The organism is Providencia rettgeri, assembly GCF_023205015.1.
Taxonomy (GTDB): Bacteria; Pseudomonadota; Gammaproteobacteria; order Enterobacterales; family Enterobacteriaceae; genus Providencia; species Providencia rettgeri_E.
In genome coordinates this window covers 1750635-1765518 of record NZ_CP096258.1, presented here as the reverse complement: position 1 = coordinate 1765518, position 14884 = coordinate 1750635, and the positions used below count along the sequence as shown (strand labels likewise).

The following is a 14884-nucleotide window of genomic DNA, read 5'->3' as shown; positions in this document are numbered from 1 at the left end:
AATGAAAATACGAGTTATCGCTATAGCATGACAGAGTGTAAAAAAATCAATGGTGAAAAATAGACGCAGTTCAAGGGGGTTATTTGCCTATTGAGCAATAAGGCGGCAATTTTGCGAAGGGTTTCGCAGATATGAACTCCCACTGAAGATAATCCTATATTTAGCATTAATAAAGAATAAAATCCCTATATGAGCAATAAGCATGCTTAATTACACATACCCGAACACGTGTAATTAAGGAAATACCATGAGTACAACGGCTCAAAGAATGAAAAAAACCGTCAGTGTCACTATAACACCTGAACTCTATGAACAAGCTAGGAAAGCCAAACTCAATTTTTCTGCGGTACTAGCTTGTGCTTTACAAGCTGAATTAAAACGCCTCGAAGCACAAAAATGGAAAAGTGAAAATATTGACGGCTTTAATGAGTTAAATAGGATCAATGAAGAATATGGATTACTCTCAGATAAATACAAGGATTTTTAATGCAATATTGCCTCTATCAAAATCGAGATGATGCTATCAAATACTCATATTTACTGGATATTCAAAGTAATATTATTGATATACTAAATACTCGCTTAGTCATCCCGTTATTCGATAGCAGGCTAGTTAAAAAACCATTACCCGCCCGCTTAAACCCACAACTCGTTATCAACGGGCAGTTTTTTATTTTAATGACGCATCAAATGGCTTGTGTTCCTCTTTCATTATTAGGAAAAGAAATCGTTGATTTGACTCACCAACGAGACACCATTAAACACGCAATCGACTTACTTATTAATGGCTTTTAACGATAAAGGGTTATTATGGATATTTGCCACCTTGTTGCCCCAGATATTTCCTTAGAAGATGCCCCCAAACATGCCCAGCGCATGCTTGGCTGGCTAAAAGAACAAGGCATCATTGACCCACATTTCCAAGGCGTTGAATATGGCGAAGTCATTTATCGTCCTACCCCCGCTCACAAAGAACCCATTTTATATGTCATTAATGATGAGATCGTGCCGACTCAGTTACCTGAAGATACCTTGAAAAACTATTTATCTATCGTTACCGAACGCACTGTGTTCCATGCAGGGGGAAATGGTCTCGGTATTTACTGCCCACAATGTGCTAGTGAACAAAGCGAACAGAGTCATGCATGGAGCGATGCGGTGTCTGATTGGTATGAAGGAAAACCAGAAAACCTCGCTTGTTTTGGTTGCGATTTTCATGGTCCACTTAATGCGTGGCAATTTGATCCACAATGGGCATTCGGCAATTTAGGTTTTAGTTTTCATCACTGGGATATCCGCGATGATTTTATTGAGCTATTTGCACAAATACTTGGCAGTAAGATCATCGCAGTCTATCAACATGATTAGTGCGAATGAGCACAGGTCAACAACACTGCAAGTTGAAGTATGACGAGTCGATTATTTGGGTGGAAAATCTAAGGTAATCCGCATCCCCACCGCCTCTGCATATTTTAATAACGTGCCTAATTTCGGGTCGAACTGCGCTTTTTCCAAACGTGACACATTTTGCTTTTGCGTTTGCATTCTTTCTGCGATTTGCATTTGAGTTAAATTATTGGCTAAACGCGCTTTTTTGAGCTGGTTGATTAACGCTTGCCTCACTTGTAACTCAGAATAACATTCATCGCTATCCCCATCATTTTCTTGAACTATTTCAGCTTGTTCTTTCATCACCAAAGTTGAAATTAAATCGTTATTGATCATTGCAATTTTCTCCTTGTCGCTCAAATACAAGAAAACTACCCTAACCCTATGTAATTAGAGTAGTTTAATTAGAAAACTTGTTGGCAATTAGAAGCCCAGTTCATCAAGTAAATCATCAACCTGAGACTGTGATGCCATCACATTAACGCCTTCTTTATTGATTTGCGGACCATTGAGCAAACCTTCGTTTTGCGTTTTCGCACGCATTTCAGGTGGCGTGTTTTCCATTAACAGTGCGAGCAGTTGTTTCTCTGCTTCTTCAACCACTTCCATCATTTTTTTGATGACTTGCCCTGTTAAATCTTGGAAATCTTGCGCCATCATGATCTCCAACAGCTCTGCTTTAGTCGCTTCGCTGTCTTGGATCACTTGTCCTAAAAAGGCTTCTGTTGACTCACGCAATTGCGCTGGAACCGTATCACCAGCGGTTTCTTGCCATTGTTGCTGCAATACCTGCGCATTTTTATTCATGTCCACTTGCAGTGGTTTGATGACATCAATGCCATTTAAGGTTTTTTCTGCTGCTTGCGCTGTCATTTGTGCGATATAACGCAGTCTGTCTTTTCCATCTGGAATACTGGCCACGGCTTGTTGAACGCTTTTTTCTAAGCCCAATTCGCGCATACTCTCACGCAGGGTTCTCATTAGCGTACCAATGCGCGTAATGACTTGTTTTAAATCATCATTACCATTGCGAATACCTTCCATACCCACTTGTTCAGTCATGAAACTCTCCTTTGGCACGCCCTGTTATTGCAAACCCATTTTTTCGAATACTTTATTCAATTTTTCTTCTAGAATAGCGGCAGTGAAGGGCTTAACGACATAACCACTTGCCCCCGCTTGCGCTGCAGCAATAATATTTTCTTTTTTCGCTTCCGCTGTCACCATGAGTACGGGGATATGCTTCAAAGCATCATCACCACGAATAGTTTTAAGCAATTCAAGGCCATCCATGTTTGGCATATTCCAGTCAGCAACAACAAAATCAATGTTGCCTGTACGGATTTTCTCTAATGCATCAACACCATCTTCCGCTTCTTCTATTTTGTTAAATCCGAGCTCTTTTAATAAGTTACGGACGATACGTCGCATCGTAGAAAAATCATCGACAACCAAAAAACTGAGATCTTTAGCGGCCATAACCACTCCTTCAAAATACAATTGTGAGTTCCTGCCTCGGTTTAAACCGTGACAGAAGAAAGTCTTGCTAAAACACTTGGGGCAATTTTGAGGATATCTTGCACTTCATCCGCAGCCCCCATTTCAATCGCCGCACGAGGCATACCAAACACCACGCAGCTACTTTCGTTTTGTGCGTAAGTGATTGCCCCTTGCTGACGTAAATTTAGTAGTCCTTTCGCACCATCCATCCCCATCCCTGTCAATAAGATGCCAATACATTTTCGCCCAACACATTGAGCTACTGAATCGAACAACACATCAACAGAAGGACGATGGCGGTTAACAGGTTCGCTTTGCTGTAAAATGACTTGAAATCCCTTGCCTTTATCCGTAATCAACATATGCGAATCGCCTGGTGCAATATAGGCATAGCCTTTTTGTAATAACTCGTTGTGTTCGGCTTCTTTTACAGTCAGTACACAGAGTTTATTTAAGCGATCCGCAAAAGAACGGGTAAAACCCGCAGGCATATGCTGAGTAATCACCACTGGAGGGCATTCATGAGGTAACATTTCCAAAAATTGACGTATCGCCTCCGTTCCGCCCGTCGATGCCCCCACCGCAATCACGCGACTATTGCAAACATAGGGAGAGAGCGCTTTGGCTTGGGAAACAGGCTCATTGATCTTTTTTTCTGGACGAGCAAAACGGCTCCGTTGCGTAATTTTAGACATAGCTGCCGCACGGATTTTTTCACCAATAATATCGCGATAACTCATCATGGTTTCACGAATACCAATTTGGGGTTTTGTAACAAAATCTACAGCACCTAATTCCAATGCTTTTAACGTCACCTCTGAACCCTTCGACGTTAATGTTGAAACCATTACCACTGGCATTGGATGTAAACGCATTAATTTTTCTAAGAAATCAATACCATCCATTCGTGGCATTTCCACATCTAACGTGATCACATCCGGTTCATACTGTTTAATTAAGTCACGTGCGACATAAGGGTCTGGTGCAGTATCGACCACCACCATGTCTTCATGACTATTAATAATTTCACGCATTAATTGGCGCATCAGTGCTGAGTCATCCACACATAGCACTTTAATTTTTTTCATTACCCCCTCCTCGCAGCTTGTAAGCTGTAGACGGTTTGCCCTTTAATAACGAAACTTTGCGATAGCTGTGATAAATTTTCGGAGTGCCCAATAAATAGCAAGCCATCTGGCTTAAGCAATGTAGCAAAGCGCTCTAACATTTTGATTTGCATTTCTTTATCAAAATAAATCATGACATTACGACAAAAAATCACGTCAAATCGGTGCTGCATTTGCCAATCATGATCACTCAAATTTAAATAACGAAATTCAATCATTTGGCGCAATGCCGGCTTGACTCGCGCATAGCCATCAAACTCGCCAACGCCTTTCATAAAATAACGTTGTCTCTGTAATGCCGTTAAAGACTTCAGCTCTTCTATGCGATACACACCTTGTTTCGCTTTTTCTAGCACTTCCGTGTCAATGTCACTGGCAATCACTTTGGCATTAATTGCATTTGGCCCAAGAACATCGCTCAGTGTCATTGCTATCGAATATGGCTCTTCTCCTGTTGAAGATGCGGCACACCAAATATTAATGGCGCTATTTTTACGTGTACGAACAAACTCGGCTAACGTCACAAAATGATGTGGCTCACGAAAAAATGCCGTTAAATTTGTCGTCAAAGCATTCACGAAAGCTTGCCATTCTGCATGGTGAGGCTCTCGCTCTAACATCCGTAAATAATCTGAAAAATTGTCGATATTACAATCACGTAACCGCTTCAATAGCCGGTTATAGACCATATTTTTTTTATTCATGGTGAGGACAATGCCTGATTTTTTATGAATAAATCGACAAACCCGACCAAACTCATCATCAGTCAGTGGTTCTACCTGTGGTACAAAAAGCATCGTACTTGTCGTCCTATTCAATAAAAACCCAGAGGCAGCCAGTTATTTGGCTGCCTTTTAGGGTAGATAACCTAAAAAAAACAATTAATTACGTTTATCCACCGAAAATTCAAAAACGAATTTTCACTACACTTAACGCCAATTGCGATTTAAATGGCTTTCGGGTAATTCAAAGAATGCAACGGTGTCGACTAAGTTGTTCGCTTGGTCTTCTAGTGCCGCTGTCGCGCTGGTCGATTGTTCCACTAATGCCGCATTTTGTTGTGTCACTAAATCCATTTGGCTTACTGCTGTGGCGACTTGCTCAATACCACGGCTTTGCTCATTGGAAGCAGAGGCAATATTCCCCATTAATTCCGTAACTTGGTTAACGGCTGCAACCAATTCACTCATGGTCGCGCCTGCTTCATTAACCAGTTGGGAACCTTGACTCACTCTGCCAACAGATTCATCAATCAATGTTTTAATTTCTTTTGCTGCTTCCGCGCTGCGCTGCGCCAATGCCCTGACCTCACCGGCAACCACAGAAAAACCACGCCCTTGTTCACCCGCTCGAGCGGCTTCAACGGCGGCATTCAATGCTAAGATATTGGTTTGGAAGGCGATGCCATCAATCACACTAATAATGGCGCTAATTTTTTGTGAGCTATTGGAAATCGAGGTCATGGTGTCAATCACGTCTTCCGTGATCTCCCCACCTTTCGTTGCGGTTTTTGATGCACTCACCGCCAGTTCACTCGCTTGGCGTGCGTTATCCGCATTCTGCTTAACAGTTGCTGTCAGCTCTTCCATACTGGCTGCAGTTTCTTCGAGCGATGCAGCTTGTTGTTCAGTACGCGATGATAAGTTATTATTTCCTAAAGCAATCTCACGGATCCCTGTATACATTTGATCAGTATTCGAGCGCAATGCTGTTACTGAAGTCACTAAAGACTCCTGCATATCCTTTAGCTTGCCAAATACCTCACCGATTTCATCACCAGTCGTTACTTCAATTTTCTGATTGAGTTTACCGTCAGCCACTAATGCAAAGTGCTCTCCCATACTTTTCAGTGGGTTAATGACTTTACGTTTCATCCAATAGTGCGCAAATGTAATAACAGCGATGATGATGACGATCACTGAAGCGAATGAGCTCCACGCAAACGTGTTATACATTCTGGCTGCTGCAAGAGATTCATCGTTTTCCGCATTCAGTAATTCAAGGTATTCCTCAACAACTTGCTCTAACTGGTCCTGGTTTTCTTGGGCAGGAAGTTCAATATAGGCAGCAATGTCATTGTTATCTAAATGCGCTTTTAAGGCTTTGAGTGTCAATACAAATGCTTGATACCGAGTCTCAAGTGCCGCAAGATTTTCTTTCTCACTCAAAAGAGGCTGATTTTTAAACGTAGTGTAATCTTTCTCAGCTTCTTCGAGTAACTTATCAAAAGTTACTCTCGTTTCTTCAATTAATGGTTCGTTACCACCCACTTTATGCAGCAAAGCAATTTGCGTTAGGCTATTGCGTGCTTGCATTAAGTGTTTACTGGTTTCCTCAAGCATTGCTCGCTTATCAGACCCCAAATCAATACGCTCTAAAGATTTTAATTCACTTACTACAATCCCAACAGAAACCCCGCTAGACACAATCTGCATCCCACAAAATAAAATGAGAAGTAGATACAAACTCACCGAAATTCGGATATTTTTACCAAACATAGAAATCCCCACTTGTGCCAGCTAAGAGAACTGAACCTCTGAAACATTGCCTTGTTTTCTAATGCACAGAAACGCTGCAAAACCGAGGCTTTGCAGCGAAAAGCTGAGCTTAATCCTTAGAAAGTTTCCCAATTGTCATCATCTTTATGTTCTTTCGATGACAGTTTTGTCAGATCCGGTGTTTTCACGATATTTGAAACCGTTCTTGCTGCCGGCTGAATATTGCGTATTTCACTTTGTTTTAATGGTGGTAAACGGAAGATAGAGATCAGTTGCGACAATTTCGCCACTTGTTCTTCCAAGACATTGGCCGCCACTGCAGATTGTTCAACCAACGACGCATTTTGCTGTGTCACTTTGTCCATTTCTGCAACAGCGATACTGACTTGTGCAATCCCTTTGCTTTGCTCATCAGATGCGGTCGCAATGTGCGTCATAATGTCAGTCACTCGTGTGACAGACTCAACAATCTTGGTCATCGTTTCACCTGCATCTTCTGCTTGGCGAGCACCTGTCCCTGTTCTTGACACTGAATCTTCAATTAACGTTTTAATCTCTTTCGCGGCATCAGCACTGCGTTGCGCCAAATTACGCACTTCATCGGCCACTACAGCAAAGCCACGTCCATGCTCACCAGCCCGTGCCGCTTCGACAGCCGCATTGAGCGCTAAGATATTAGTTTGGAAAGCGATGCTATCGATAACTGCGGTGATATCAGAGATTTTCTGTGAGCTATCTGCAATATTTAGCATGGTACTGACGACATTCGATACCACTTTGCCGCCTTCTTTCGCTATCACTGAAGCTTGGTTTGCAAATTCACTGGCTTGATGAGCGTATTCGGTATTTTGTTTTACGGTTGCAGTCAACTCACTCATACTGGCGGAGGTTTCTTCTAAGCAAGCGACTTGTTGCTCAGTTCGTGCCGACAAGTCATTGTTACCTGCAGCAATTTCAGTTGTACCTTGGTAAATAGTTTCGCTACCATCTAGCACACCACGAACGGTATTAATCAGTTCCTGCTGCATATGTTGAACACCATTGGCCAACTCACCGATTTCATTGTTGGCATTTGTGGTTACGTTCGGTGTTAAATCGCCTGACGCAAAAACTGTAATACGTTCAATTAAGATATTGAGTGGCTCAATAATACCTTTACGTACATAGCGATAACTGAAGAAACCAATTAAGGCGAGTAAGATAGATAACGTCACCAACATATATAATGATTGGCGATAGTTATTATCTGCATTGACGACTTCGGCCTGGAAATCAGCAGAGATATCGGCAAAATACGCATTAAATTGCTCTTCAAATTTTACTTGGTGGCCTGACGTTCTGTGTGCGTAAAAACCTTCAAGATCACCTTTTTCCGCAAATTCACTTAACTTGATTAGCGCATCACGATAGGTTTCATAGGTGCTAAACAGTTTTTCAAATTTGGCTTTATCATAATCTGAACTTTGCATCAGCTTGTTATAGCGGGCATAAGCATCATCAGCGGCTTTAAAGTTACGTTTAGCGGCTTTAATCAACTCTTCTGTCGTTGCATCATCTTGAATTTTACGACCTTCAAGTAAATAGGCATTGATAGAGCGGTTTAAGTTAGCTCGAGCTTGTAACAAATTGACCCAGCTTTCTGTTAATACTTGTCTTTGGCGTTGTAATGAATTCAAGTAACTGATGCTGTCGCTGTTATCGCCCAGTTTGGTAAACATCAACCCACTGGATACCAGTTGCAGCAAAATAAAGATAAAAATGACGGACAAAAGTCCCGATACGATTTTAATTCGACTGTACATGACGTTTTACTAACATAATTTTGTTGTATTTTGGATATCGGTCATCCAACCAAAAACTTTAGTTAATGACTTATTATTATTTGAACAATTATTGGGGCTGAGCGTTACTCAGCCATGCTGTCAATCAGCGCCATTTCATCGCTAGTTAATAATTTTTCGATATCAACTAAAATCAACATACGGTCATTTAATGTTCCGAGCCCTGTCAAATACTGAGTCGATAATGTCACTGCAAAATCAGGCGGTGGCGCAATTTGTTCTTCATTCAAAACCAGCACATCTGAGACGCCATCGACGACAATTCCGACGACACGATCTTTTAAATTCACCACAATAACCACGGTGTTATCGTTATACACCACGTTTTCATGGGAAAACTTCACCCGTAAATCAATAATCGGGATGATGACTCCACGCAAATTAGTTACACCTTTGATAAAATCAGGGGTGTTCGCAATACGGGTCACTTGCTCGTAACCACGTATTTCCTGCACTTTCAAGATTTCAATGCCGTACTCTTCTTCACCTAAAGTGAAAATGAGGTAGCCTTCGCCGTTTTTTTCTTCTTCGTGTTTATTTAAATCATCATCTAACATAGACATGGTGTATGGCCTCTATTTAGTGCACGACAGGTTGAGAAACCTGCTGTTTCTTTTTAATCAAAATGCTGTTATTCATTTTTTGTAGCTCAGCCACATCTAAAATCAATGCAACAGAACCATCGCCCATAATCGTTGCTGCTGAAATACCCGGGATCTTGCGATAATTACTTTCAATATTTTTTACGACGACTTGTTGTTGCCCAACTAATTTATCGACTAACAACGCAAAACGGTGACCTGCATTTTGAATAATCAGCACAATACTCTTATCTAGATTTCGCTCGGCTTCTTCGATGGAAAATACTTGGTGTAATTCAACAAGTGGTAAATATTCACCGCGCACAAGCAGCATTTTTTCCTCGCCAGCTAAGCGATAAATATCCTCTTGGCGAGGTTGCAAGGTGCTAATAATGGCACTCAATGGAACGATGAAGACGTCCTCCGCGACTTTCACAGACATACCATCCAAAATGGCTAAAGTGAGCGGTAATAAGATGCGGATAATAGTGCCTTTACCTTCGGTAAAACCGATTTGAATACGGCCGCCCATGTCTTGGATATTTCGTTTAACCACATCCATTCCAACACCACGCCCCGAAACATCCGTTACGACCTCTGCGGTTGAAAAACCCGGAGCCATAATCAGCATCGCAACTTCATCATTGCTCATACCATCATGCACATTCATGCCTTGTGATTTCGCTTTCGCCAAAATACGTTCACGATTTAACCCTGCACCGTCATCACGAACTTCAATGCAAATATTGCCACTTTGGTGTGCGGCCGCTAAGGTCAATGTGCCAGCCTCTGGCTTACCATTTGCCACACGAACTTCAGGCTTTTCAATCCCATGGTCGAGGCTATTACGAACAAGGTGATTCAGGGGGTCGACGATGCGCTCAATCAAACTCTTATCTAACTCAGTTGAGCTTCCTTCGACTTTCAGTTCGATTTTTTTACCTAACTTGGAAGCAATATCGCGTACCATGCGCGGGAAACGACTAAACACGTAGTCCATTGGCATCATGCGAATTGACATAACGGATTCTTGCAAGGCCCGTGAATTACGCTCTAACTGCACGATTGAGCTTAACAAATCACTGTATTCGTTTTGATCGACATGTTGACTATGTTGGGTCAGCATGGACTGGATAATCACCAACTCACCCACTAAGTTGATCAACTGGTCAACTTTCTCTACTGCCACACGAATGCTGCTCGAATCCCCTTTCGGTTTAGCGATTGCCGTTTTTTTAGCCGGGGTAGCAGGCACCGGTATAACAGGTTTTACCGAGGTTTGCGGCGTATCTTGCGATCCTACGGTATCACTTACCTCGGTTTCAATTGCACTTGTTTCAACTTTGTCGCCATTGAATAACGTTTCTTCTTTCGAAAAAGCGCGGCAATCGGCAAAGGAAACCGCTTCATGGTTAATTTGCGATTCATCCACCACAAAACATAACACTCCACTAATATCATCAATACCCGTATTAGTGCCTACCCATGCTTGCAAACTATTTGCTGTTTTTTCAGTATGATATAAATGCCCAAATAAACTGAGTTCATCCGCCAGTAAATCAACTTCATTTTCTTTGAGCTGATTTAACGAGATTATAAAGTAGTGTGAATATTCACTTTGCTCCGCGGGTGCGTTTTCAACAACCGCATCTTCAACTTTAGTTTCAACTAGCGCAGTACCTGTATCAGCAACCTCCTCTGCTCTATTTTCGACTCGGCTAAGTACCTCACAAATACGTTTGAAAGTGTCTTCATCTGGTAAAGAATCATTTTTATAGGCATCTAACTGTGACGCCATGACATCTTTTGCATCGAGGAAAACATCAATGATGTCAGGAGTGAGCGTTAACTCATCATGACGCGCCTTATCTAAAAGGTTTTCCAATGTATGAGTCGTATTCTGCAACTGAGTGAAACCAAAGGTTGCAGCCCCTCCTTTTATTGAGTGGGCACTGCGGAAGATGGCATTGAGTTGCTCGCTATCCGGGTCAAAAGGATCAAGATCAAGTAAATGTTGTTCCATATCCCTGAGCAACTCATCAGCTTCATCGAAAAATGTTTGATAAAACTCGGTAATATCCATGGTTTTTATCCAATTTCGCTTACGTTTCACTTAACGCTGACTGCCGAGCAACCCGGCAGACAACTAAACAAGTTATCTAATAAATTCAAATAACAGCCATTCATCACGGTATTTTCACCGCAGCGACAACACCCACGGCCGTTTCTGACATGGGCTTTTGCGGTTTATTGAGCACATCATTGATCGGCTTCGCGCCATCGTATTCACGGAGGATCTGTTTTGTTTCTTCATCATTTAACACGATAATGCTTATCCGACGGTTAATCGGAGCAAAACCATTTTCTTTATCTAAATGAATCGCTGAAGCCATTCCTACCACGCGTAAGACTTTGTTTTCATCCATTCCACCGCGGATCAACTCGCGGCGTGAAGCATTTGCCCGGTCAGATGATAATTCCCAGTTGCTATAATTAGCCCCATTGGCATACGCCAAATCATCGGTATGCCCTGAGACACTAATACGGTTTGGTACATCATTAAGAAGTGGCGCTATTGCGCGCAAAATATCGCGCATATAGGGTTCAACCGTTGCCGAACCCACTTTAAACATCGGTCGATTTTCACTATCAACAATTTGTATACGTAGCCCATCATTAATCATATCAATCAGTAAATGGGGCTTTAATTCGTTCAAACGCGGGTCTTTTAAAATAGCCTGCTCAAGAGATTCTTTTAATTTTTCAAAACGATAGTTTGCATTACCATCAATGATATTATTGGGCTCTGGCATCACATCCCCATCACGAAAAATAGGGTCTTTACCCCCACCAGGGATCGGATTTGTGGCATCCCCACTTTTACTTCCCGGGTTGATAGCTGTGCTTAAGGGGGTGCGGAAATATTCAGCAATTTGTGTTAATTCTTGAGGACTTGAAATTGAGATCAGCCACATTACTAAAAAAAACGCCATCATCGCTGTCATAAAATCGGCATAAGCGATTTTCCATGAACCACCATGCCCGTTTTGCTGATGCGAACTGCGCTTTTTAACTCGAATAACATGAGGTGTATTGGCTGCCATCCGTTAGTTACTCCTCTGTTGTTTCTTGTGAGCGAGCACCTACTTTCACTTCCCGAACTTTATCTTCGAGTTCAACAAATGAAGGCCTATCTGCGCTGAATAACACCTTACGGCCAAATTCAACCGCTATTTGAGGAGCGTAGCCTTGCAATGCAGAGAGGAAAGTGACTTTAATGCATTCCATCATTTTCAACTGTTCACTACTGCGCAGCCTAATCAATGCAGCTAAAGGTAAAATAAAACCATAAGCCACTAAAATACCTAGAAATGTCCCTACCATTGCATGAGCAATTAAAGCCCCCAACTCACCCGCAGGGCGATCCGCTGAGCCCAAAGCATTAACCACCCCCAGTACAGCCGCAACGATCCCAAAAGCAGGCATAGAGTCACCGACCATATTTAAGCCTGAAGCAGGCACTTCATTTTCTTGACGAAAAGTTTCTAACTCTTCATCCATTAAGGCTTCAATTTCATGGCTTTGTAAGTTACTACTTACCATCAGACGTAAGTAATCCACGATAAACATCATGGTGGATTCGTCGTTTAAAATACGGGGATATTGAGAAAAAATGTCACTTTCACTTGGATTATCAATGTCTTTTTCAAGAGCAAGCAGACCTTGTTGACGTGACTTATTCAGTAATTGAAATAACAACGCCATTAAGTCCATTGACATTGCTTTATTGTAAGAGGAACGACGGAAGAGTTTTGGTAATACTTTACACAAGGCGACGATGGATTTGCCACTGTTACCAACAACAAAGGCACCTAATCCTGCACCTAAAATAATGACAAATTCAGCGGGTTGATAAAGCGCACCTAAATGGCCACCGACCATTAAGTATCCGCCAATAACCGCAACTGTAACAATGATATACCCGATGAGTATTAACACAATATTCCCTTTCACTCCGTTGGTTAACAGATGGCAGTCAAAGGGAATATTAGGAGTGACAGGCAAAACCTTTGCCTGTTAACCAAATCAATCCAATTACATTACCGCTTTAGTAATGCCATCCTGTCGATATACCGTAATATCGGCTAGATGTTCGGAAAGTTTACGTTTTTTTATTGCTCGTGATGGCGGTTGGCATAAACTGCAAGTAAAGCTATTTTCGGGAATATGTGCGTAAGTAATAAACGAGCCATGGCAACAACTACATTGCGAACTTTGTAACATACCGCTTTCCACAAAGCGGACCAACGTCCAAGCGCGTGTTAACGCCAATAAAGGCTCTTCTCCGGGTTCTGGAATACACTGTTCAAGATATAATCTATATGCTCGTAATATGGCATCAACACCGCGACATTGGCCACTTTTAAGTAAAAATTGATAAGCATTATAGAACATGGATGAATGAATATTCTGTTCCCACGTCATAAACCAATCTGTGGAGAAAGGCAGCATCCCTTTTGGTGGAGGGCAACCTCTTAGCTCTTTATATAAACGAACTAAACGACCACGACTGATTTGAGTTTCACTTTCTAACATTTGAAGGCGAGCGCCTAAAGAGATCAATTCCATAGCTAGGCGAATATCATTCGCTTCTTGGACTATACTTTTTTCAGCTGAGGTACTCATCTTTTTCTCGCTATTTCGGTGTCGCCCTCATTATGCGTTTGCAATAATCGGGTCGAAAGTAAAATACCTGTATGAATTTGTTGTAATTCATCGACTCTTGAATCACGGGTTAGCTTTTCAATTGTGTCACTATTATCAAATCTAAACTGGCAGATTAGCTGGTTTGTCTCTGCTAATTTGACTAATTGAGGAAGTGTAAGATCTGCTAAAGTCGTTGCCATTGCATCAGAGATACCGAGACGAAACATCGCAGAGGCTTTCTCTTGAGAGATGAGTTTTTGGGCTAATAGCAAATATGAGAGGTTAATATCGTATATATGCTTCAGAAAATCTGTCGTCGAGCTCATTTTTTTTCCTTTCCGAATATTATCAACATCTGTGCGATCTGTGTGCAAAAAGAACAAATATGAATTTGAAAGTATTGTGTAATCAAATTGTTAAATTTAAAAAGTAATTAAATTGGGTAAATGAAATTCCATTATTTTCCCATGTCATCCATTCAAAAATACCCAAATTGGAGTATAGATACACTGACTTCCAAACCTAAATTAAATATATTTCCTGAATACCTACAACAAAATAAGGGGTGACCAAAAAATTATCGATTTCCATAAGAATCAGAAATTGCTGATGTCATTATTAGTCGCCAATTATTATGCACCACTAAATTAACTATTCAAGGTACTTATGTTTCTTTTTGTACCAATGAGATGATTACCCATTAATTCATTAAATAATCTTCATTATCTCTTTATCTTCTATCACCTCATCCTAAATATCAACAACATTTTCAGTCACCCTAAGCAAAATGGTAGGATTTTAATCAAACTAACAACTCTTTAGATGTGATAACTAAGCAAAAAGAACCAATCACAACATCAAAAACAAAATATTGATCCAAATCAATTTTTAGTATTAAGAAACTAAGTTGCACATAAGTGCATTAAGGTGTTATCGGCATTATTGGAATAAAACTTAATCATTAATTTTCAATAAGTTTAATCTATACTTCTACCATCATTCAAAATTATTCAATCGTAGTTATCATAAAAATACTCATTATATTGTCATACATATGAATTATTCCCTCTCAACTTTCATTAGAATCATTAAACAATGATTTCAATACCACAACATGGCAATATTAATAAAATTTATAAAAGTTACATCATTAACCAATAATAAAAATCTATTTAGTTGAAATAATTCTGTTAGCGTATTTTGTTTATTTAGTATCTTAAGTAATTATTTTGTTATTAGTT

Annotated in this window: 16 protein-coding genes; 3 read left to right on the top strand and 13 right to left on the bottom strand. The window is 40.8% G+C overall.

Annotated elements, in window-relative coordinates; all coding sequences use genetic code 11:
- Positions 1-247: 247 nt before the first annotated feature.
- Genes M0M83_RS08030 through M0M83_RS08020 form a run of 3 tightly spaced genes read left to right on the top strand, consistent with a single transcriptional unit; the run spans position 248 to position 1368 of the window.
- Positions 248-487 (top strand): type II toxin-antitoxin system CcdA family antitoxin, encoded by a 240-nt coding sequence (locus M0M83_RS08030; protein ID WP_248468160.1) that lies wholly within the window; start codon positions 248-250, stop codon positions 485-487.
- The gene (locus M0M83_RS08025; protein ID WP_248468158.1) at positions 487-795 is read left to right on the top strand and encodes a CcdB family protein; all 309 of its coding nucleotides are present in this window, start codon (positions 487-489) and stop codon (positions 793-795) included. Before M0M83_RS08030 ends, M0M83_RS08025 begins: the two co-directional genes overlap by 1 nt.
- Before the next feature lie 15 nt (positions 796-810).
- Positions 811-1368 carry a hypothetical protein gene (locus tag M0M83_RS08020; protein ID WP_248468156.1) on the top strand — a complete coding sequence of 186 codons (558 nt, stop codon included), beginning with the start codon at positions 811-813 and terminating at the stop codon, positions 1366-1368.
- Positions 1369-1419: 51 nt separating this feature from the next.
- Here the strand turns inward: M0M83_RS08020 and M0M83_RS08015 are convergent, their stop codons facing one another.
- The 13 genes from M0M83_RS08015 to flhD all read right to left on the bottom strand — a co-directional run bounded on the left by M0M83_RS08015 (position 1420) and on the right by flhD (position 13969).
- Positions 1420-1725, bottom strand: coding sequence for a helix-turn-helix transcriptional regulator (locus tag M0M83_RS08015; RefSeq protein ID WP_125890798.1), 306 nt, complete (start codon positions 1723-1725; stop codon positions 1420-1422).
- A gap of 87 nt (positions 1726-1812) precedes the next feature.
- Positions 1813-2451 carry a protein phosphatase CheZ gene (locus M0M83_RS08010; protein ID WP_248468155.1) on the bottom strand — a complete coding sequence of 213 codons (639 nt, stop codon included), beginning with the start codon at positions 2449-2451 and terminating at the stop codon, positions 1813-1815.
- 24 nt (positions 2452-2475) lie between these two features.
- A complete protein-coding gene (cheY, locus tag M0M83_RS08005) occupies positions 2476-2868 on the bottom strand; it encodes a chemotaxis response regulator CheY (RefSeq protein ID WP_034782834.1) in 393 nt (130 codons plus the stop codon).
- Positions 2869-2909: 41 nt separating this feature from the next.
- Positions 2910-3977 carry a protein-glutamate methylesterase/protein-glutamine glutaminase gene (locus M0M83_RS08000; RefSeq protein WP_248468154.1) on the bottom strand — a complete coding sequence of 356 codons (1068 nt, stop codon included), beginning with the start codon at positions 3975-3977 and terminating at the stop codon, positions 2910-2912.
- Positions 3977-4813: a CheR family methyltransferase gene (locus tag M0M83_RS07995; RefSeq protein ID WP_248468433.1), complete on the bottom strand. Its 837-nt coding sequence runs from the start codon at positions 4811-4813 to the stop codon at positions 3977-3979. Before M0M83_RS07995 ends, M0M83_RS08000 begins: the two co-directional genes overlap by 1 nt.
- A gap of 132 nt (positions 4814-4945) precedes the next feature.
- Positions 4946-6514 (bottom strand): methyl-accepting chemotaxis protein, encoded by a 1569-nt coding sequence (locus M0M83_RS07990; RefSeq protein WP_248468153.1) that lies wholly within the window; start codon positions 6512-6514, stop codon positions 4946-4948.
- Between the two features lie 116 nt (positions 6515-6630).
- Positions 6631-8316 (bottom strand): methyl-accepting chemotaxis protein, encoded by a 1686-nt coding sequence (locus M0M83_RS07985; protein ID WP_125890794.1) that lies wholly within the window; start codon positions 8314-8316, stop codon positions 6631-6633.
- 104 nt (positions 8317-8420) lie between these two features.
- A complete protein-coding gene (gene cheW, locus M0M83_RS07980; protein WP_004909833.1) occupies positions 8421-8918 on the bottom strand; it encodes a chemotaxis protein CheW in 498 nt (165 codons plus the stop codon).
- 16 nt (positions 8919-8934) lie between these two features.
- The gene (gene cheA / locus M0M83_RS07975) at positions 8935-11019 is read right to left on the bottom strand and encodes a chemotaxis protein CheA (protein ID WP_248468152.1); all 2085 of its coding nucleotides are present in this window, start codon (positions 11017-11019) and stop codon (positions 8935-8937) included.
- A 103-nt stretch (positions 11020-11122) separates the two neighbouring features.
- Entirely contained in the window at positions 11123-12040 is a 918-nt protein-coding gene (motB, locus tag M0M83_RS07970) for a flagellar motor protein MotB (RefSeq protein ID WP_248468151.1), read from the bottom strand.
- Between the two features lie 7 nt (positions 12041-12047).
- Complete coding sequence (motA, locus tag M0M83_RS07965) at positions 12048-12935, bottom strand: flagellar motor stator protein MotA (protein ID WP_125890791.1); 888 nt, start codon at positions 12933-12935, stop codon at positions 12048-12050.
- Between the two features lie 96 nt (positions 12936-13031).
- Positions 13032-13622 (bottom strand): flagellar transcriptional regulator FlhC, encoded by a 591-nt coding sequence (gene flhC, locus M0M83_RS07960; protein WP_102139579.1) that lies wholly within the window; start codon positions 13620-13622, stop codon positions 13032-13034.
- Positions 13619-13969, bottom strand: a complete 351-nt coding sequence (gene flhD / locus M0M83_RS07955) for a flagellar transcriptional regulator FlhD (protein WP_004909823.1) — start codon at positions 13967-13969, stop codon at positions 13619-13621. The genes flhC and flhD overlap by 4 nt, the downstream gene beginning before the upstream one ends.
- Positions 13970-14884 lie beyond the last annotated feature (915 nt).

Coding starts and splice junctions, on each gene's coding strand:
- flhD (WP_004909823.1), bottom strand. CDS start 13,969: ATGAGCTCGACGACAGATTTTCTGAAGCATATATACGATATTAACCTC.
- M0M83_RS08015 (WP_125890798.1), bottom strand. CDS start 1,725: ATGATCAATAACGATTTAATTTCAACTTTGGTGATGAAAGAACAAGCT.
- M0M83_RS07995 (WP_248468433.1), bottom strand. CDS start 4,813: ATGCTTTTTGTACCACAGGTAGAACCACTGACTGATGATGAGTTTGGT.
- M0M83_RS08020 (WP_248468156.1), top strand. CDS start 811: ATGGATATTTGCCACCTTGTTGCCCCAGATATTTCCTTAGAAGATGCC.
- M0M83_RS08000 (WP_248468154.1), bottom strand. CDS start 3,977: ATGAAAAAAATTAAAGTGCTATGTGTGGATGACTCAGCACTGATGCGC.
- flhC (WP_102139579.1), bottom strand. CDS start 13,622: ATGAGTACCTCAGCTGAAAAAAGTATAGTCCAAGAAGCGAATGATATT.
- motB (WP_248468151.1), bottom strand. CDS start 12,040: ATGGCAGCCAATACACCTCATGTTATTCGAGTTAAAAAGCGCAGTTCG.
- M0M83_RS08025 (WP_248468158.1), top strand. CDS start 487: ATGCAATATTGCCTCTATCAAAATCGAGATGATGCTATCAAATACTCA.
- M0M83_RS07985 (WP_125890794.1), bottom strand. CDS start 8,316: ATGTACAGTCGAATTAAAATCGTATCGGGACTTTTGTCCGTCATTTTT.
- M0M83_RS07990 (WP_248468153.1), bottom strand. CDS start 6,514: ATGTTTGGTAAAAATATCCGAATTTCGGTGAGTTTGTATCTACTTCTC.
- M0M83_RS08030 (WP_248468160.1), top strand. CDS start 248: ATGAGTACAACGGCTCAAAGAATGAAAAAAACCGTCAGTGTCACTATA.
- cheW (WP_004909833.1), bottom strand. CDS start 8,918: ATGTCTATGTTAGATGATGATTTAAATAAACACGAAGAAGAAAAAAAC.
- cheY (WP_034782834.1), bottom strand. CDS start 2,868: ATGGCCGCTAAAGATCTCAGTTTTTTGGTTGTCGATGATTTTTCTACG.
- cheA (WP_248468152.1), bottom strand. CDS start 11,019: ATGGATATTACCGAGTTTTATCAAACATTTTTCGATGAAGCTGATGAG.
- M0M83_RS08010 (WP_248468155.1), bottom strand. CDS start 2,451: ATGACTGAACAAGTGGGTATGGAAGGTATTCGCAATGGTAATGATGAT.